Source organism: Amedibacillus sp. YH-ame6 (assembly GCF_053848845.1).
Window position 1 is genome coordinate 19,050 of the sequence record NZ_JBSPEZ010000025.1, and the last position, 20,844, is coordinate 39,893.

The following is a 20,844-nucleotide window of genomic DNA, read 5'->3' on the forward strand; positions in this document are numbered from 1 at the left end:
GATATCACATAAGAAAGGTAAAGTCATCGGACTTTACCTCATTGTTTATTTTAATACGCTTGCGCAACGTTCACATAAACCATCTTCTGCATGTGAATCGCTGATATTCCAACAACGTGGACATACACTACCTTCACACTTCTCTACAGAAGCCTGACATACTTCGTATGCTTGTAGTTCATCTACGCTGAAAGATACCTTAGACACAATTAACCACTGATGGAATTTATTTCCACAGTATGTATCAATAAGTTTACGATCTTCATCACTTACATTTACTAAAACATGCGCTTCTAAAGATTTACCGATCACTTTTTCTGCACGCGCTTCTTCTAATGCTTTGAAGATATCAGAACGTATTGCCATCATACGTACCATATCTGCTTTGATGCTTTCTCCATCTTCTACATGTTGTGTTTCAGGGAAGCTTCCTAAATGGATACTTTCTTCTTCTGCATGGAAGAAATCATTCACTTCTTCAGTTGTATGCGTAAGAATTGGTGCCCATAAACGAACAAATACATTTACCGCATGATAAATAACTGTCTGTACTTGACGACGTCTAATATCATCTTTCTTTTCGATGTATAGAATATCTTTTGTAAAATCTAAGTAATACGCAGAGAATTCATTTGTCATCAATGTTGTTAACATACTTGTCACATCCGCAAAACGATATTCTTTGTATGCTTTTTGTACTTTTGTATTAACATCGTCCAAAAGTGCAATCATATGTTTATCTAACAGTGGAAGAGTCTCCACATCTTGTAAATCTGCTGTTTGGAAATCTTCTGGGTGAATATTTGCCAATAAGAAACGGAATGTATTACGAACTTTACGATAGTTCTCAGAAATCTGTTTCATGATTTCATCACTCATACTACAATCTGCTTGATAATCTACACTTGCTGCCCATAAACGTAAGATATCCGCACCAAATTTCTTTGTAATTTCTCCTGGCGCTACCGCATTCCATTGACTCTTAGACATTTTCACGCCTTTTCCATCCATGACAAACCCATGACTTAATACCTGTTTGTATGGAGAATGTCCATGCACTGCAGTCCCAACAATTAAAGAAGAGTTAAACCAACCACGATATTGATCACTTCCTTCAAAATACAAGTCTGCTGGATATCCTAAATTGTTCGCAATCATAGCACCTGTATGAGAAGAGCCGCTGTCAAACCATACATCCATAGTATCGCTTTCTTTATAGAATACACCATTTGGTGAAGCGGCATTTGTATACCCTTCAGGAAGAAGATCTTTGGCTTCTTTTTCAAACCAAATGTTAGAACCATGTTCTTCAAATAGTTTTGCGACATGATCAAATACAACTTGATCCATAATTGGAGTATCATCTTCCCCATAGAAAATAGGAATCGGAACACCCCAAGCACGTTGACGAGAAATACACCAATCTCCTCGATCCGCAATCATATTATGCATACGTTGTTGACCCCATTTTGGAATCCAATCAACATTTGCAATCTCTGTTAGTAATTGTTCTCTAATTTTATCAATAGATGCGAACCACTGTGTTGTAGCACGGAAAATAATCGGCTTCTTTGTTCTCCAATCATGTGGATAAGAGTGCGTAATAAACTCAAGTTTCAATAAGGCTTCTAGTTCATCTAAACGCTGTGTAACCGTTTTATTGGCATCATCTACATATTGCCCTTCTAACCATTCCCCAGCATCTTTCATCATGCATCCATGTTCATCCACATTACAATACGCTGGTAAACCATATTTGGCACCGATGAAGAAGTCATCTGCACCAAAACCTGGGGCTGTATGCACACACCCGGTACCAGCTTCCGCTGTTACGTGATCCCCTAGGATCACTAAGGATTCTCTATCATATAAAGGATGTTGACAAACGATTTTTTCTAGTTCGCTTCCTTTGAATGTTTTTACGATATCTTTCTGTGTTAAACCAAACTTCTCCCATAAAGCATCTACCATTTCTTTTAGAACGATAAGTTTTCCTTTTTCACTCTCTACAAGTGCATAGGTAAAGTCTTTATTTAAACAGATTGCTAAGTTTGCTGGAATCGTCCAAGGTGTTGTTGTCCAAATCACAAAAGAAGTATCTGTATCTAATATACCATTTCCTTCTTTTACCGCAAACTTTACGAAAATTGTAGGACTTTTAATATCATGGTATTCGATCTCTGCTTCTGCAAGTGCAGATTCTGATGATGGAGACCAATAGACTGGTTTTAATCCTTTATAGATCAATCCTTCCATTGCCATTTTACCAAAGATTTTAATTTGTTCTGCTTCAAAGTCTTTGGTTAATGTAATGTATGGATGATCATAATCACCAACGACGCCAAGAGATAAAAATCCCTTCTTTTGACGTTCTACTTGTTCCATCGCATAGTCATAACATAATTTACGGAAGTCTGCCAATTCCATTTTCTTACGATCATGTCCTAGTTTTGTAATTGCTGTTTCAATTGGTAACCCATGTGTATCCCATCCTGGAATATAAGGTACCTTATACCCTGCCATGAATCGATTACGTACAATGACATCCTTTAAAATTTTATTCAAAGCATGTCCTAAATGGATATCCCCATTCGCATAAGGAGGCCCATCATGTAGCACAAAAGACTCGCAACCTTCTCTTTTTTCTAACATCTTTTCGTATAATGCTTGTTGTTTCCAGCGTTCTTGAAACCCTGGTTCTTTACTTGGGAGTTTCCCTCTCATTTCAAATTCTGTTTTTGGCATCAATAGTGTGTCTTTATATTCCATGTTCATTTCCTCCTAACATAAAAAAACGCCCTTTATCTAAGGACGTATAATCAACGCGGTACCACCTTAGTTCTTCATATTCCTATGAAGCCCTCAAACTTATAACGACAAGTGCATCGTATCATCTTACTGTGCTTGGGATGATCTGCTCCAAAGTGATAATCAAAATGAATCCTTACAGTTTTTCACCAAACAACTGCTCTCTATAAATTCCTCATCTTAATCGTATCTTTTTCTACGCATTTATTTTTCTTTTTTTAGTAGATCCATATCTGGAATCTGTGGCGTCTCAAATTCATCAAGTGCCTGTGAAATCTTCGCTAAATCTTCTTTCATGTTGCCCTTCAAAATGTTTGCCTCTTTACCAACACGCGCTATCTCACTTAATACTTCACGTGCCATCATTAAAGATTCTCGAACAATTACATCCGCATTCTTATGGGCTGTTTCCACGATTAGATTTGCTTCTTTCATTGCCATACGTGTCATATCGAAGGCTGCTTTTTCTTTCACATTGAGATTTTCGCAAATCCCATCATATAATTTTTTGTAATCAATAGCTTCTTGTTCATAAGAATCCCGTAATTGATATGCCTTTTCAATTTTCTCCTGCAGGGAGGATAATTGTAACTGCATAGATTGAATATAATCATCTACTTGATAGCGATTATACCCGTTCTTCATAGTGTCAAATGTAGGTTTGTCCATACTTTCACCCTCGCTCACTCATACACTCCGACATCAATCACGTAATGTTCTTTCTTGGTTCTCTTGATTACTTCTGCGAAATGATAGCGCCCATATCCACGAATGGAAATAGCACTATTATTATTACACATGTAAGACGTTTGTTCAAGTACAACATGATTAACTTTTACTCTCCCGGAAACAATGAAACCTTGTGCTTTTGCACGTGATACATTCGTACATGCTGAAACAATGGCATCCAAACGAAGAGAGGAAACGATTTTATGTGAATATAAAATTGTAGACGTATGTTCTATAATATTTGTGCTTCTTTGAAAGTGCACATGATTTCGTTTGATTTTCGTTAGATTACAAACGATATAATTTTCGATTTCTTCATCCATGATAATTTGTATATCATGATCACTCACTAGGATATCTCCAATTTTCTCTCTTTCTATTCCTAGGTTCATCAAGGCTCCTAGAACATCACGATGTCCAATGGAAGAAAAAGTAGAAGAGTAATTCGCCTTTAATAAAACAGTAGGAAAGATGACTTCTTCATCAAAAGGTAAAAATGCAAAGCGGTTACGTTCTGCTTGTGCATACCCACCATCTTTTCGAACTGCGATTTGATTGCCACAAATCGTCTCTACAATCGCACTTTGATCAGGCGAAAAAAAGGGAGTAATGATGGTTCGTTTACGTTTCTCTGTAAGATCCAATAGATCATAGATACGTTTTACGAATTCTTCATTACCCCGATAATGTTCAAAGTGTATACCTTTATTATTCGTCTTCACCAGAATCTAAATTAATAGCCCCGTGAACTGGAACATTTCTAGGTGCACATAAAATTACATTATGTCCAATTTTCTGAATGCTACCATCTAGCGCAAAAATAACACCAGTTAAGAAATCGATTGTTCTTTGAGCGTAATCTCTTTGCAGTTTATGTAAATTGATAACCGCTGCCTTATTTTCTTTTAAGCGACGTGCAATTTCTTCTGCTTCGTCAAAAGAACGTGGCTCAAACAATACCATCTTTGTATCATTTGGTAAATGGCTTACTTTTGAGCGAGGTTGTTCATATTGTGATATAGTTTGTGTTTCTTCTTCCTCTTCTACTTCTAAAACGTCATCTTCATCCATTGGCGCAATGAATTCTTTAAATTTCTGAGTGATGCTCATAGCGATACCTCCTATTATACTTACCTATATGATAGCATAAAAAAGCCTATAGAAAAAGTTTTTTTGCTTATTCTTGGGCTTTTTTACTTAAACTTTCGTAAGAATTTAGAAAAGCATCCAACATCTGTCTTAATGGAAGCGAACAAGAACTACATCTCCGTTGATATTTTCAATTTCGTTTACTGGTATTTCGATTTCTTCACAAGGAAAAAACCATGGAAATATCTTCTTCACTAGACTTTGTGCAGGTCGTACATAAATGGCATGGATGACGTAATTACATTCATCGAAACCTAGATCATTAACGAAACCAACAAGTGTTCCATTACGTACATTGATAACTTCTTTTCCAGCTATTTCGCAAAATTTCATATTCTTCACCTAGTTTAGTATATGATGGAAAACAAGAATTGTGCCTATGTTTCAATTTCTCTTTTCAGTTGTGCGATGGCATTCTTTTCTAAACGTGATACTTGTGCTTGTGATATGCCAAGTTCTCTTGCAATCTCTGTTTGTGTTTTATCTTGATAATAGCGTTTATGTAAAATATCCAACTCTTTCTCTTTAAGATGTTTCATGCTTTTACGTAAGGATAGAATATTGCCTAGTTTCTCTATTTCGTTTTTATCATCTTTAATTTGATCTAGCAAGTATAATTCATCTCCATCATTATTAAACACTGGTTCGAATATAGAAAGTACACTCTGCGTAGAATCCATAGCGTCCACAATATCTTTCTCTTGTACTTCCAATTGTTGTGCAAGCCATGCAATGGATGGTTCTACTTGATGATCGTGTATATACTCTTCCTTTAAACGAAAGGCTTTATATGCCAAATCCTTCAAGTGACGAGATACACGAATCACTTGGTTATCTCTTAGATAACGCCTAATCTCCCCCATAATCATGGGTACTGCGTACGTAGAAAAACGAACTTCATGTTTCAAATCAAAATTATCAATGGATTTGACTAATCCGATACACCCTACTTGGAATAAATCATCCATGTTCTCACAACGACTAGAGAAACGTTGTACAATGGACAGTACAAGTTTCAAATTCCCTTTGATGAGTGTTTCCTTTGCACTTTCATCTCCACTTTGTAACTGTAAAAAAAGCTGTTTCATTTCTGTATTACTAAGCACAACCAACTCTGATGTGTTGATTCCACTGATTTCAACCTTATAACGACTCATATGCATATCCTCCTGTCCACTACTAGGAGTCTGCCCTTTAAAAGGAAACGTTATACGGTATACGAATGGCTTTACACTGTAAGTAATTGGAAGAAAAATAGGGCTTGACAGATGTAAAAAAAGCTACTCACATATTAGTAGCTTTGATTATGTTTCATTTGTGTTTTTAGCTTATGAATAATTCGTTTTTCAAGACGAGAGATATAGGATTGGGAAATTCCTAAACGTTTTGCAATATCCTTTTGTGTAAGTTCTTCATGCTCGATACCATAGCGCATTTGTAAGATCACACGTTCTCTTTCTTTTAGCGTACCCATCGCCTTCAACAATTCTCGTTTGTTCTCTTCTCGCTCAAATTCTTTGGTTACGACATCATCATCAGTACCAAGAATATCTGACAACAATAGCTCGTTTCCATCGTAATCGATGTTGAGTGGTTCATCAAAACTAACCTCTACTTTACGACGACTTTTCTTTCGCAAGAACATGAGAATTTCATTCTCTATGCACCTCGATGCGTAGGTCACAAGTTTTATGTTTTTATCACGCTTGAACGTATTTACCGCCTTGATCAAACCAATGGAGCCAATACTAATAAGGTCTTCCATAAAGATTGGGTTGGTTTCATAACGCTTCGCAATGTAGACCACCAAACGTAAATTGTGTTCAATGAGTTTATTACGTGCTTCTTCATCACCATTTTCAAGTGCAATCAAAGCTTCTAACTCCTCTTCTTTTTCCAAAGGTTTTGGTAGCACATCATTCCCTTGGATATAGTACACTTGAATCTCATCCTGTTTAAAGAATAAAAACTTAAATAATTTAATTAGTTTTCTCATAGTTTCACCCCATCGTCATCAATTTCATGTTCAAAAGTACTACACATTTGAACGGCAGCTTCAAATGCCGTTCTGCATTGATATATACTTTATGTTTCTTACATCCTGCCATCTGTATCTCGCATTCATAACAGCGCATAACCTCGGTTGAAGTGACACTGTTCATTACTATTAATTCTATGCGCTCGTTTTTAAAATATGCTTGGTATTTCTTATCAACAAAAATGACTGGCATCCCTTTATAAGTTAATAAATTCCCACTATCCAAATACGATTTTAATCCCATTTTTGTCTGGTTCATAAAAAACTTTGCATCATATACATAGGACAATTTCGCAAAAATATCTTTCCATTTCACAAACAATAAGGCATACAGCAATGCATAAATAGCCCACAAGAAGAGAAAGGAAGTTCCCATAGGTACAAACCATACCCCATTATGAAATCCTCCTCCATAAAACAGAAAGGCCGAACCATAGAACAAATAACGAAAGACAAGTGAACATAAATAGCTTTTATAGGCATAGCGAAAGAAAAAAAAGAAGCTGATTAACTCCAGCAATACCATCCACAACAAACTATACGCTGACCATGTCAAAGTGGCGATAGCGCTCACAAGAATTGCGTACAATATACATCGTCTGAGAGAAACTGGTTGCAAAGCCGCATACTCTCCTAGCAACACACACAGTAATATCGTCATTGCATTATGTAGAAAGCTCACCTCAACATAGCTTTCCATAGTATCCCTCCTCAACAAGTCCTAGTATATACAAAATGACTTTGTTATCTTGTCGAGATATGCTAAAAGAAATAAAAGAATTGACCTTTTTTTCGTCAAACATTTTAAGAATCTTGTTCTGAAAAGACATCATAAAGATTGGAATATATGTGATGGATTTTACAATAGCGTAGATAAAGAATTACATAATCTTCCATGCCGTCTTTTTCGTTTACTTCTTGTAATGTTTTTCCATGATACGTTAACCATTCTTGAAAAGATAAAAAAAACATACAGCTCACCTCACGTTACAGTGTATGCTGTATGTTCCTGTTTTTGTTCATTTAAAATTGCTTCTAAATCCGTAATTGGCATTGGACGATAGAAGTAGAAACCTTGTGCCACATGACATTTGACACGTTTCAAGAATTGTAACTGTTCTTTATTTTCAATTCCCTCTGCCACCGTTTCGATATGCAACATATCTATTAATTGGCATAAACCAGCTACGATAATATTGCTTTTTCTCTTGGTTTCTTCTGTATGTTGAAAGAACACTTGATCTAATTTGATTACATCGATTGGTACTTCTTTTAACATATTCAAAGAAGAATACCCGCTACCAAAATCATCCATCGAAATTTTAAAGCCATACCCTTTCAATTCATCGATAATGGCTAACAGATCATTTGGATTTTCTAACATTGTACTTTCTGTAATCTCTAATTCTAAATATTCAGGTGCTAAATGATTGCTCTCTATAATTTCATGTAATCGTTTTGCAAATCCTTTTGAGAACATATAACTCTTTGATATATTCACCGAAATTGTAATCATTTTCTTGTGTTCATTTTGCCATCTTTTCAGTGTTCTACATACTTTATGGAAGACATAAAAATCAAGTTTATGGAGCGCTCCATTCCGTTCGAATAATGGAATGAATTCTCCTGGAGGAATCAATCCCCTACTTGGATCACGCCATCGCACCAACGCCTCTGCAGCGACGATTTCAAACGTATTTACATTTACCTTCGGTTGCAAGTACACAACAAATTCTCCATCATTGATAGCTTTATCCAATCGTTCCAACATATACTTCTCATTTAATACTTTTTGGTACATCTCATCATTGTAGAAAGAAATGTGATCTTCATGATTCTTTTTGATATAGTTTTTAGCGTATACTGCCTTATCTAGGCAATTCATAATATTAGTTTCCCCACTCTCCATGATGTACACACCAAAACATAGTTGGAACTTAATCCCTTGGTGTTCATATTCAGTTTCGAATATCATAATGATGTTGGAATACATTTGATTGATTCTTTTTGTAATTATAGCTTCATCATTATCTTCCCAATATACCACAAAACGATCGTCACTAATACGTGCACAACGCTCATTGCTACCGCAATACAAATTCACACAGCGCATAATATTTTTGAGTAGGTTATCCCCTATCTCATATCCATGAATTTTATTGAACATCTTAAAATCTTCGATATCGAGCTCTATTAAAGATCCAATATTGGTATCTTTCTTTAATTTCACGATGGATTCTACATCCATTTTAAATTTATTAAAGTTATCATATCCAGTTAACGTATCTTTGAATAATACTTTTTGCATTTTCTTATTATTACGATGCCAAGAAACATAGATATAGAATAAAAGAATCATAAACACAAGAATAATAATCACCCATGTGAGTACTGCCATTTGTGTAAAGGACATGATTTGCGCAGACACAACACTCGCTGGAACAACAGAAACAACCACCCAATCATTGATTCCTAATACTCCATATGCCATAAAATACTTATTGTTGTCATCGTGATAGGAAACAACGCCTTCATTATGGGCACGATCAATTTTACGGTATTCTTCATCATACATCAATTCATCTAAATTGCTATATGTATTTGTATCCTCATTGTTTCGCAATACAACTTTCCCTTGGGAATCTACAAGCATTGAATAACCTTGACCATCAAAACTTGTCACCAATAAATTATCCGCAACCCCTTTTGTTGTCTTCACCATAAAAATAACAGCACGAATGGTATTATCTTGATATACAGGAGTAGCATAGGCATTGATTAGAGCTTTATCTTCTCCAATTAAGTCATTCAATACAGCAGATACATTTCGCTCTCCTTTGATTGCCTTTTGGAAATATTCTCGCTCACTTATATTCAAAGACACTCCATCGGTTGTATAACAATCTCCATTTACATCTGCAATCCCCATACGTTTATAACCATTTTTACCAGCAACCGTTGCTAGTTTATCCACTATGTTCTTTTTATCATTCAAGTTTTCATATTTGATATACTCCGCAAAAGAATCTAACAATTCTAGATTGCTATGCATTTTATTACGAATGGTAATCGCGTTCTTATTAGAAACTTCTTTTAAGGTTGTCGTTATTTCAGAAGTAATATTTTTATTTAAATAATCCATATACGTAATCGCAACAGAAATAAGGAGCAATAAACAAACTGCACCTATAATAATCGATTGTAAGATTGTACGATAATCTTTCCTACGCATAAGTAATAGGCTCCTCTTCCCTGATGGTCCCAAATGATATGATGCTTCCCGACCACATATCTCTTTTCTATAAGTATAGCAACAATTCCTACCAAATACAAGGTGTTTAAGAAAGAATTATACATTTAATTCCAAAAGTATATACTTTTAAAAAGAAAAAGGGTAATGATTACCCTTTACTTGTTGTATAATTGTCAAAATACCCTTGTACTAATACGACTGGAGTACCTTTATCCCCAGATCCACTAGTTAAATCACAAAGAGATCCAATCAAATCTGTCAACCTTCTAGGAGTCGTACCTTGAGACGCCATATTCCCTACAAGACTACCATCTTTATCTTTGATTTTTTCTTCGATTGCTTTCTTTAACTCTTCACCTGTTAAATTAGCGAAGTCGTTATCTGCTAGATATTTTAATTTCAATTCATTTGGTGTTCCTTCAAGACCTGCAGTATAAGCTGGTGAAACACATGGATCTGCAAGTTCCCAAATCTTACCAACAGGATCTTTGAACGCTCCATCTCCATACACCATAACTTCTACATGCTTTCCAGTTTTCTTCAAAATCTGTGCTTGAATATCTTCTACTAACCCATTGCATTCTCTTGGGAATAGTTTTACGGTATCTTCTGTAGATTTATTAGAACCTAACAAACCATATGCTTCATTACATCCAGAACCATCGATACTATTGGTCATGATATCATCAAGACCACATACTTTTTCAGCACCGTTTTCTTTTAAAATACGTTTTGTACGAACACGTGTATGAATATCACAGGTCAAAACATTCTTTGTATAATCCAAAATCATTTTTGGATTATTCGCAAAAATAATTTCTACTTCCGCACCACATTCACGAATTATATCACCATAGTATGCAACATAATCAACGCCTGTGAACTCATGTTTGTTTTCTCCAAACAATTCACGATATTTATCAAGGCTTAGTACGTCTGAGTAAGGATTGATACCAGCTTCATCTAATTTATCAATCGATACTAATTCATTACCAACCTCATCACTTGGATAACTAAGCATCAAAACGATTTTCTTCGCACCTTTTGCAATTCCACGCAAACAGATTGCAAAACGATTGCGGCTAAGAATTGGGAACATAACCCCGATAGTTTCTCCACCTAATTTTGCCTTCACATCGCTCGCAATCGCATCTACAGATGCATAGTTCCCTTGGGATCTAGCAACAATACTTTCTGTAATTGCAATAACATCACGATCACGTAGATCAAAGCTTTCACTAGCTGCAGCATCAATTACACTTTCTACTACAATACTAGCAAGGTCATCACCCTCACGGATGATAGGACAACGAACTCCTCTTGATACAGTACCAATTTTTCTTTCCATAATTACAACACCTTTCTTTTATGCTTCTTCATAAGAAAAACCGTAAACGAATACGGTTTTCATATTATTACCAGAAAAACTTACTCTTTTTCTGCGGTAAAAACACAAATTCCACATCAACGTTTTTATCCTCCAAATTCAAAATGGCATAAGATGGACCTCGTCCATCTCGACTTCTCCATAACGATCCTGGATTCAAAACATGAACGCCCTCACAGATTTCATAGAATGCAACATGTGTATGTCCAAAACAAACAATATCACATTGTAATTCTTTCGCTTTTTGTGCCATACTCTCTACTCTATGAGAATATACAAATTGATGCGAATGAACCACATAAATTCTATGTCCACCTAATTCGAGAATGCGCTCTTGAGGGTAATCAAAAAACATATCATTATTACCACTCACGCTCACTAATTGAGGAAACGTCGATGGTGCGGTTTCAATATCACCACAGTGAATATAGGCATCAGCGTTTGGATACTTTTGTAATACATCCGCCAATACTTCATCTTTCCCATGACTGTCACTTACAACGATTATTTTCATCTTACCACCAGTATTATAATACCAAAAAATGAAGCGTATGAAAAGCATTTTCTTATTATGAAAAAATTTACATTAAAATGTCACTTCGTTATACATCAGTTCATATTTCGAAACAGCTTCTGCCTTTTGGCTTTTTGGAGTTACTACAACGCCATCAACACGTACTTCTACTCGCTGAATTCCCTCAAGAGTCGCAAGTGATAGTACCAACGTATCGTACACATTTTGTTTCACACTGGCATCACTGGATAAGATATTCTTATTCAACTCTACACACAACGTTCCATCTTGCATCTTAAAATCTTTTACTTCGATATCATCTGCATATAGCGGTTGTAGCAGTTCACTAGAAGCACTAATATCCGTGATGATTGAATTCACATGCGCACTCAAAGAATCTCCACTTACTTGAATACGCCGACTTCTTGGGACAAGATATTCATTACCTTCGATTTTCTTCGTTGCGAATACAGTAATGGAAGTAGAATCATGAAGACTACTTGCGCTCGTTTCAAAATGATTGATACCAATGCTTCGATTCAATACCTCTGGTATGGGTGTGTTTGCCACTGGCATACTTGTCAGTGGTTGATCGTTTAGAAATAGTTTAACTTGTTCAATGTCATGAAACTGTGTACTTCCCCAAGTAATTGCTTCTAACACCCTAAGCTCGTCTTCAGCTTTATAATTTTTAAAGCTATCATCCAGATATAAAGAAGCAATCCCCTTTTGAACGATTACTCGTTGTAGCGTACACTCCTTTTGAAAGAGTGGTAAAAAACCCTTCACGCTTTGTTTCCCACTCATATAAGAAAACATAAGCTGTAGTTTTTCATCTTCGCTTAATTCTTCGCTTACAGGTATGGATAAAGGAATTAAAGTACGATTTTCATCTTTCAAGTAAATTTGCATATGCGTACCTTCTTTTTGCGTACTCACAACACGAACACTATCCTGCGAAGAAGAAAAGTGAATGGAAAGATACGTAATCAACGCAATACAACCAAATAAAAAAGCAATCTGTTTTTTAAACTTATACATATTGTCACCTCTACCAAACTCTATGCCAGAAGGAAAAGAAAAAGAACAAATCTAAGATTCGCTCTTTCATCCATATTTACTAAAGTTAACTCCATTTAAAACCAAGCTTTTATCATGAATCTCTTTTGCCATTTCTCGCCCTACATAGCGAAGAGTATACGCTTGATAATACTTTCCGGTTGTTTCTTCTTCACCTTTTGGATAACGAAGAATGAATCCATACTTATAGGCATTATCTTTCAACCATATCTCTTGTTCACGTTCTTGTTCACTTACGTTTTCTTGGGTTTCTTCATTCGAATCCACTTCATCATTTGTATCTTTCTCATCCGTTTTATTGCCATTTACTTCAGGTTTCATTTCATTTGGTAATAATTGTATAGTATATCCCAATTGATATTCACTGTGACCTGGATAATCCCAATACATAGTCAATCCCTTTTCTTTATAAACTTCTTGTGCGATATCATATAAATTCACTTGATCTTCGTAAGAAAGATAACCCGCAACAATGCTCATATTTCCGCATGTTATCCCATTGATATCTTCTGCAGCTGCACATAATTGTTGTAACGGTGCAAGAACTTCTTCCTTGATTAAGACATCCTTCGCTCCTTTCACAATGCTTCTATGTGGTAGCGTTCCAACAGATACTAAATTACTAGGTTCATATGTATAAACAGTTTGTTTATTTCCAATCAATGTGTACATATAAGAAGGATTAGGCAATAGTATGGTACCATTTTGATATTGATCTCCTTCATCATAGAAACGAATCAACGAGTTAAAAGAATAGTTCGTAATCGTTTCTCCTAATGTAGAGTAACTTAACTGATTTTTATACTTATTGATAAAGCGAACAATGAAATCTTTTGTAATATTTTCAGTTTGTGTATGGTAAGCCCTGTCATACCATAACGTATTGGCAATATCAAATCCTTCGATTTCAATATAGGGAAGAAACTCATCTGGTTCAATCTTCTGTGAAATTAACATGTTAATTCCATCAGTATTTAAATATTTTAAAACAAGCGTGCGTTGTTTTTCACTTAATTCATGAGGATAGCGTGCTAATTCATCATAATGCTGATTCATAACGAAATAGCATAGAGAAAATAGCCCTACTAAAACAATTACAAATAGACTACGTTTCACTTTCATATTCAACACCTCGCTTATCATTATAGCATACAACTCTATTATAAGACTATCCTGCTTTTTCATCATTTTTGTAAGATTTTTTTATATAAAGGTAAAGTATGAACTGATGCTTTGTATATCGTAATCTTGCAAAACAAGCATCATCTCTACTATGTTTCAATGGAACCTTAGATAATGAACCTAACCCAACCCCTCGAAATATCAACTCTTTATTCCCTATCAAACAATGATACTCACGAATTCCCTTAGGATGTCTAGAACATCGTAATATGGCTAAGGTAAGGTCTTGAATTTCAATTTCATTCATCTGCTTCAAATAATAGCGATGACGCACCTTCAATAACGCATAGATATCTTCCTTTGTATATTTCCTATTACTTTGTAACTGCTTGGATACATTTTGATAAATACGTTGTACTTCATATATATGATGTAACAAAAAACGTCGTTGTACACGATTAACATGTAGCTTATAACGAATACATCTAGCTTTTTCCATATAGACCTCCTCAATTATGTATATACGAGAAAAAGGTCTAAAAATCCTAAATAAAAACTCATTTTTTTCAAAATGAGCTCTTATACATTCAATCCAATGATAATTCTTCCAATCTTAACAGTTCCACAACTGCTTGCGCTCTTCCTTTTACTCCCAATTTCAACATCACATTGGAAATATGATTTCGAACTGTTTTATCCGATATATTCATTCGTTTTGCGATTTCTTTTGTACTATAATTGGCAATTAGAAGTTCAAACACTTCTTTTTCCCTTTGTGTTAGTATCTTTTGCGTAGCACTTACCCCCCTATACATTTCCTACCTATCTTATCTTATGCTCTACTTTGATTTTGGTCTGTGTTATGCAGGATATTGTATATATTTTGTGCAACTTTTTCTGGAACGACTTCTTTTATTTCATCAATGCTGGCTTCTTTGAGTCGTTTTAAGGATTTAAAATGTTTCCAAATTTCTTTTTTACGGACTTCACCAATGCCTTCTACTTCATCTAATATGGATTTAGTCATTGCTTTATTTCGCAATCGACGATGAAAACTAATCGCATAACGGTGCACTTCATCTTGCATTTGCGTTAATAAGAAGAACAATGAACTATCACGAGCAACAGGTAAGATATTTCCATGTACATCCATCAAATTACTCGTACGATGGTGATCATCCTTCACTAATCCACAAATGCATAAGGAAACATCCAACGCATCTATAATTTCTTTTGCGGCTTCAATTTGCAACTGTCCACCATCCACAATAAGTAAATCAGGAAACTTCGCACGTTCTTTTAGGAGTCGAACATACCGTCGATAGACCACTTCTTTCATAGAATCCAAGTCACTACTATATTCACCAAGCTTATACACCCGATAATCTTGTTTACTTGCTTCTCCATCTTTGTATACAACCATACCAGAAACATTAAAAGTTCCTGAGATATGAGAGTTATCAAAAAGTTCAATTCGATGAATCTCTCGTTGAAGAAGACTACACAACTGTGCCATTCCCTCTTCTCTACGATTCACCTTACGCTCTACTAATTCAAATTTTTGTTCATGTGCATTCTTCGCATTATGTAATACCATTTCTACTAGCTTTAGTTTATCTCCACGAATTGGTTGTGAAATCTTCGTATCTAAGATTTCTTCTAGATGTTCAATGGAATACTCTTTTGGAATCAAAATCTCTTGCGGTAATGGATTGGATGCGTAATATTGTAATACAAAAGACACAAAAGCATCTTCTCCCTCTTCATATAAAGGAGTAATGGATAAGGTTCGCTCCAATAACTTCCCTCCACGAACAAAGAACCCTTGAATTGAAATATATCCTTTGTCTATATAATACCCAAATACATCTCGATCTTTACGATCTTTAAAATCGATTTGTTGACGCGCTGTCACATGTTGAATGGCTTGAATTAAATCTAACTTTTCTTTTGCTTTTTCAAACGCAAGTTCTTCACTTGCTTGTTCCATTTCGCTTTTTAATTCTTGTAGTAACTCTTTTGCATCCCCCTTCAAGAACTTACGAATTCCCGCTGCCATATCCGTATATGTTTTAGGATCAATGTCATATACACAAGGAGCCAAGCATTGTCCCATATGATAATATAAGCATTCTTTCTTGGAAAGTTTTTTACACTTACGAAGAGGATAGATACGATTTAGTAACTTTACTGTATCATACGCTGCAGAACTATCGGGAAAAGGACCAAAGTATTCTGCTTTGCGATCATTTGTATTGCGTACGACTTTTAGAATCGGTGCTTTCTCCTTTGATAATTTCAAGTAAGGATAAGTTTTATCATCCATAAACATGATATTAAAAGGTGGAGTATGTTTCTTAATTAAGTTGATTTCTAATAGGAGTGCTTCTTTCTCACTACCCGTCACGATATACTCAAAATCATCGATGTTACTAACAAGGCGGGTAGTCTTAAAATCATGTGCGCCAACAAAGTATTGACGTACACGATTCTTTAATTTTTTTGCCTTTCCAACGTAAATGATTGCTCCTTGTTTGTCTTTCATCAAATAACAACCAGGGAGTGGCGGTAAAATGGCAAGCTTATCTTCTATTTTTGCCATATTGGCCATATCATCACTTCCCTTTCTGTTTCAAAGTCACAACAGTAGCACCTAAGCCACCTTCTCCTTGACCACCCATCACAAAGCTCTCCACACGTGGATTGCGTTTTAAATAGTCATGGACACCTTTACGAAGAGCTCCTGTACCAACACCATGAATCAAGCGTACAGTATACGCTTTACATAAAATGGCATCATCCAAATACTTATCAATGACTGGAAGAGCTTCTCCTACACGCATGCCAATGACATTGCATTCCAAAGAAATGCTCTTTACACTCTTTGACGTATATTCTTTTTTCGATTTTTTCTGTACTTGACGTTTGGCATGCGTGATATCTTTGCTTGTCACATTCATTTTCATCCCATTCGCAAGAACACATACTTTATCTTTATTGATGGATAAAATCTCTCCATAATAATGATATTGTTTGATTAACACATAATCCTTTACAGAGAACACTTCATCACTTTCTTCATCTACTTCCTCATCTTGTTGCATACCCTTTAATCGAGTTTTCAAATCTGTAACTTCATGAGGCTTTGTTTCTTCATTGATTGCCTTAAAAGAATCTAAGATATCTTGAGCTTCTTCTTTGGTTTGATCTAATAGTTTTTCAGCTTCTAGTTTTGCCTGTTGAAGAATATGCGCCTTTTCATTCTCCAGTTTTCGTTTTTCTTTTTCCAAGCTTTCTTGTAATGCTTTAATATCCGCCAAACGCTCACTCATCTGATCTTTGACTTGTTGATTTTCTAATAAAGTCGCTTCTAATTTATCCATCGCCTGATCTGCCGCAGAACGTGATTCTTCTTTTAATTGATTTGCTTTTTCTAAAACACTTTCTTTTAATCCATAACGTCGTGCTATTTCAAAGGCATTGGATTGTCCACTTACCCCTTCTATATACCGATAGGTAGGACGCATATGTTCCATATCAAATTCTACACTTGATAATAAAATATCTTCATTTTTAGAACCATAATGTTTTAAGGCAGAATAATGAGTTGTCGCAATGATCATCGCACCTGATTTACGAAGATCATCCAAAATTGCCACTGCAAGTGGTTCTCCCTCTCTAGGATCTGTCCCACTTCCTAACTCATCCAATAAAACAATGGAATTGCGACTTGCACGTTTACAAATATTCGCAAGTTTTGAAATGTGCGAAGAAAACGTAGATAGAGATTCTTGAATAGATTGATCATCTCCAATATCTACATAAATGGAATCAAACAATGGCACAAGTGCTTTTTCTGCCGCAACAGGCATTCCACAAAGTGTCATTTCCACAAATAACCCAATGGTTTTTAAGGTAACGGTTTTACCTCCAGTGTTTGAACCAGTGATTAAAAGATTATGGTATGGAGCTTTTATTTCATAGGTATTACGTACAACACTTTCTTGTTTAATTAAGGGATGTCGTGCTTGTTCTATGTAGAGATGGTGATCTTTCGTATTCAGCATTGCGACACACCCATCCACTTCTTTTGCCCATAAAGCCTTCGCAAAGATTTCATCCAAAAGCGCAAAGGTATCTAAATTTCCAAGAAGTTCATAACCAACACCTTTCACTTCTTGACTTAACATATATAAAATACGTTCAATTTCTTCTTGTTCCTGACTACGTAAACTTTGTAGCTTATTATTTAAAATAATCAAACTTCTTGGTTCTACATAAGCGGTTTGTCCAGAAGCACTCTCTCCATGAATCAAACCATCCACACTATTCTTTTCACTTATTTTTACTAGAATACAAGTTCTACCATTACGTATCGTTGTAATAGTATCCATTAATTTTGAAGAATTCTTAGAGATTACGCGTTGTACCTCATGTGAAATATCACTGTTACACATTAAAATACTTCTTCGTAGAGTTCGAAGTTCACTACTCGCATTATCTAGAACTTCCTGATTCACAGAAATACAAGCTTCTATGTGGCTCGCTACTCCTCTATGATCACTAAACGAATCTATCAATTCTTTCAGATAAGGAGTTTCCAATTCACTTGCCTTAAAGTATTTGGACACATGTTCGCATGCACGAATCCCATCCGCGATATCACGTAAATCAGCTGCGCTTAACATACGATCTTTCATGGCATCTTGAATACTACCACCGATATCGTGAACTCCACCAAATGGTAGATTTCCATAACGCACAACCAAATCAAACGCTTCTTTTACTCTTCTTAGTTCTCTTTCTACCCAAAGCGCATCAAAATGGGGCTGTAATTGTCGAATTCTCTGTTTTCCCAAGGAAAAAGAGCAGTACTTTAAAAACTGTTCTTTTACAATATTTAATTCTAACGATTCTATTTCTATTTTCATAATTATTCGCTTCGCAGCATAGAAACGATTTGTGCTGCGTTCTCCTCACTCACATTTTGTTTCAGAAGCCAATCGTAATAGCGATTGATTTCTTCTTGTGTAAACGTCTTATCACTTTGTAACGCTTCATCCAACTCATTTAAATCTATGTAAAAGAAAACAAGTTTAGAAACTGGTTCACAATAGCGTAAATACGATTGTGAAACTAGTGTATTTCCCAACTCCCATCCTGGAAAGCGCATCACAAAACTTAACAAGAACAGGATTAACAATGCTTGTAGTCCTCCTAACAAACACCCTGCCAATCGATTGATGGTAGATATTACAGGGATATTTTGTAGTACCTTGATGGCTGGACGAACAAGCAATAAAAGAACATATAAGAATACAAACAAAATAACAAATACAGTAAAACGATTCAAGTTATTGTAAAGTACATTCTCCACACTCGCAATGCCAAGTTGTGGTATGCTCTCTTTAGGATAAAGGGAAAACATTTCTGATAATGGTTGGGATAAATACCAAGTCACAAAACCTAATACAAAAAAAGAAAGGATGCTTAACAGTTTTAATAAAAATCCTTGTCGATATCCACTGAACATAAAGAATACCAACAGGACAACAATCACCATGTTCATCAACGTCACAGCATTCATATACACAACATCCTTTCTTTATTCAAACATTCCTTCATTATTTTACCATATTTACTAATAAAATAAATGAGAATGCATAAACTTCATAGCCATTCCCTTGTATTATATGGTAAAATAACTGCAGTTATGAGGAGGAAATTGGAATGTCCACAAAAACAGTTACTATGAGTACACAAGAAATGTATGCTTTAAAAGCTTCCCTACACAATGCCAGCGTACGTAAAACACCTCCTTATGCCCTTTACCAAGTAAAGACAAGTGATTGTGTCATCACCGCATATGAATCTGGAAAGGTGGTATTCCAAGGAGAAGGTGCAGATTTTTATGGCAGTGCCCATCAAGATTCTTCTACACCATCCACCCAAAAGACAACGACGAAGAACGTATACCCACAATGCGGTAGCGATGAAGTGGGTACTGGAGATTATTTTGGTCCAGTTACCGTTTGTGCTTGTTGCGTCAAGGAAGAAGATGTGAATTTTCTAAAAGAATTAAAAATTCAAGACTCCAAAGCTATTCAAGATGACTACATTATGAGCATCGCTCCATTGTTAATGGAACGCTTAACCTATTCCCTATTAATTCTAAATAACGCCACCTACAATCGCATTCACCCAACCAATAATATGGTTGCGATCAAATCCAAACTACATAATCAAGCGTATGTCCATTTACAAAAGAAACTAGGAAGCCTTCCTTCTTTTTGTATTATTGATCAATTTGTACAGAAGACTTCCTATTATCGCTACCTATCCCAAGAAAAAGAAATCGTAAAAGATATTCACTTTGAAACCAAAGCAGAAAATAAGTATCTTTCGGTTGCTTGTGGTTCTGTCATTGCTCGTTATGCATTCTTAAAGGCAATGGAAGATATGAATCAACGTTATGATTTTACCTTCTTAAAAGGTGCAGGCGCAAAGGTAGATGAAAACATTCGCGCATTTGTAAAGCGTTTTGGAAAAGAAGAATTACAAGCTGTTGCGAAAGTACATTTCGCAAATACAACAAAAGCATTTTTATAAGAAAAGGATTTCGTGCATGAAACATGCAAACGAAAGGGTTTGTCAATATAAATGTGTAATTTTTTTACAAATATTTTAGGAAGTGCTAAATCTTAATGATAAAGCCTTCCTTTTTCATTAAAGCATTATGAAAATATACTAGTAATTCATGTAGG

Annotated in this window: 20 protein-coding genes and 1 other annotated feature; of the genes, 1 reads left to right on the top strand and 19 read right to left on the bottom strand. The window is 35.4% G+C overall.

Going from position 1 to position 20,844, the window contains the following annotated elements; all coding sequences use genetic code 11:
- Positions 1-45: 45 nt before the first annotated feature.
- The 19 genes from ileS to ACWG0P_RS13565 all read right to left on the bottom strand — a co-directional run bounded on the left by ileS (position 46) and on the right by ACWG0P_RS13565 (position 19,667).
- Positions 46-2,769: an isoleucine--tRNA ligase gene (ileS, locus tag ACWG0P_RS13475; RefSeq protein ID WP_455802160.1), complete on the bottom strand. Its 2,724-nt coding sequence runs from the start codon at positions 2,767-2,769 to the stop codon at positions 46-48.
- 35 nt (positions 2,770-2,804) lie between these two features.
- Positions 2,805-3,016: a binding site (T-box leader), on the bottom strand.
- A complete protein-coding gene (locus ACWG0P_RS13480; protein ID WP_455802161.1) occupies positions 3,013-3,477 on the bottom strand; it encodes a DivIVA domain-containing protein in 465 nt (154 codons plus the stop codon). (Overlaps the previous feature by 4 nt.)
- Positions 3,478-3,491: 14 nt before the next feature.
- Complete coding sequence (locus tag ACWG0P_RS13485) at positions 3,492-4,259, bottom strand: YlmH family RNA-binding protein (protein WP_455802162.1); 768 nt, start codon at positions 4,257-4,259, stop codon at positions 3,492-3,494.
- Positions 4,246-4,647, bottom strand: coding sequence for a cell division protein SepF (locus ACWG0P_RS13490; RefSeq protein WP_455802163.1), 402 nt, complete (start codon positions 4,645-4,647; stop codon positions 4,246-4,248). The genes ACWG0P_RS13485 and ACWG0P_RS13490 overlap by 14 nt, the downstream gene beginning before the upstream one ends.
- Before the next feature lie 129 nt (positions 4,648-4,776).
- On the bottom strand, positions 4,777-5,019 hold the full coding sequence (locus tag ACWG0P_RS13495; RefSeq protein ID WP_455802164.1) for a PRC-barrel domain-containing protein: 243 nt from the start codon (positions 5,017-5,019) through the stop codon (positions 4,777-4,779).
- Between the two features lie 44 nt (positions 5,020-5,063).
- Positions 5,064-5,843: a SigB/SigF/SigG family RNA polymerase sigma factor gene (locus tag ACWG0P_RS13500; protein WP_455802165.1), complete on the bottom strand. Its 780-nt coding sequence runs from the start codon at positions 5,841-5,843 to the stop codon at positions 5,064-5,066.
- A gap of 134 nt (positions 5,844-5,977) precedes the next feature.
- Positions 5,978-6,682 (bottom strand): RNA polymerase sporulation sigma factor SigK, encoded by a 705-nt coding sequence (gene sigK / locus ACWG0P_RS13505; protein WP_455802166.1) that lies wholly within the window; start codon positions 6,680-6,682, stop codon positions 5,978-5,980.
- A gap of 4 nt (positions 6,683-6,686) precedes the next feature.
- Positions 6,687-7,424, bottom strand: a complete 738-nt coding sequence (locus ACWG0P_RS13510) for a sigma-E processing peptidase SpoIIGA (protein ID WP_455802167.1) — start codon at positions 7,422-7,424, stop codon at positions 6,687-6,689.
- Between the two features lie 104 nt (positions 7,425-7,528).
- The gene (locus ACWG0P_RS13515) at positions 7,529-7,696 is read right to left on the bottom strand and encodes a hypothetical protein (protein WP_455802168.1); all 168 of its coding nucleotides are present in this window, start codon (positions 7,694-7,696) and stop codon (positions 7,529-7,531) included.
- 10 nt (positions 7,697-7,706) lie between these two features.
- Positions 7,707-9,956, bottom strand: a complete 2,250-nt coding sequence (locus ACWG0P_RS13520) for a bifunctional diguanylate cyclase/phosphodiesterase (RefSeq protein ID WP_455802169.1) — start codon at positions 9,954-9,956, stop codon at positions 7,707-7,709.
- A 169-nt stretch (positions 9,957-10,125) separates the two neighbouring features.
- Complete coding sequence (locus ACWG0P_RS13525; protein ID WP_455790976.1) at positions 10,126-11,325, bottom strand: coenzyme F420-0:L-glutamate ligase; 1,200 nt, start codon at positions 11,323-11,325, stop codon at positions 10,126-10,128.
- Between the two features lie 67 nt (positions 11,326-11,392).
- Positions 11,393-11,878 carry a metallophosphoesterase family protein gene (locus tag ACWG0P_RS13530; RefSeq protein ID WP_455790975.1) on the bottom strand — a complete coding sequence of 162 codons (486 nt, stop codon included), beginning with the start codon at positions 11,876-11,878 and terminating at the stop codon, positions 11,393-11,395.
- A gap of 72 nt (positions 11,879-11,950) precedes the next feature.
- On the bottom strand, positions 11,951-12,919 hold the full coding sequence (locus tag ACWG0P_RS13535; protein ID WP_455802170.1) for a GerMN domain-containing protein: 969 nt from the start codon (positions 12,917-12,919) through the stop codon (positions 11,951-11,953).
- A gap of 66 nt (positions 12,920-12,985) precedes the next feature.
- A complete protein-coding gene (locus tag ACWG0P_RS13540) occupies positions 12,986-14,080 on the bottom strand; it encodes a M15 family metallopeptidase (RefSeq protein ID WP_455802171.1) in 1,095 nt (364 codons plus the stop codon).
- A gap of 46 nt (positions 14,081-14,126) precedes the next feature.
- Positions 14,127-14,579 carry a hypothetical protein gene (locus tag ACWG0P_RS13545; RefSeq protein WP_455802172.1) on the bottom strand — a complete coding sequence of 151 codons (453 nt, stop codon included), beginning with the start codon at positions 14,577-14,579 and terminating at the stop codon, positions 14,127-14,129.
- Between the two features lie 88 nt (positions 14,580-14,667).
- Complete coding sequence (locus ACWG0P_RS13550) at positions 14,668-14,895, bottom strand: response regulator transcription factor (protein WP_455790968.1); 228 nt, start codon at positions 14,893-14,895, stop codon at positions 14,668-14,670.
- A 17-nt stretch (positions 14,896-14,912) separates the two neighbouring features.
- The gene (gene uvrC, locus ACWG0P_RS13555) at positions 14,913-16,691 is read right to left on the bottom strand and encodes an excinuclease ABC subunit UvrC (RefSeq protein WP_455802173.1); all 1,779 of its coding nucleotides are present in this window, start codon (positions 16,689-16,691) and stop codon (positions 14,913-14,915) included.
- A 4-nt stretch (positions 16,692-16,695) separates the two neighbouring features.
- Positions 16,696-19,011, bottom strand: coding sequence for an endonuclease MutS2 (locus ACWG0P_RS13560; RefSeq protein WP_455802174.1), 2,316 nt, complete (start codon positions 19,009-19,011; stop codon positions 16,696-16,698).
- Between the two features lie 2 nt (positions 19,012-19,013).
- Positions 19,014-19,667: a CvpA family protein gene (locus tag ACWG0P_RS13565; protein WP_455802175.1), complete on the bottom strand. Its 654-nt coding sequence runs from the start codon at positions 19,665-19,667 to the stop codon at positions 19,014-19,016.
- Positions 19,668-19,810: 143 nt separating this feature from the next.
- On the opposite strand from ACWG0P_RS13565, the gene rnhC reads away from it, so the two are divergent.
- Complete coding sequence (gene rnhC / locus ACWG0P_RS13570; protein WP_455802176.1) at positions 19,811-20,689, top strand: ribonuclease HIII; 879 nt, start codon at positions 19,811-19,813, stop codon at positions 20,687-20,689.
- The last annotated feature ends 155 nt before the right edge of the window (positions 20,690-20,844 follow it).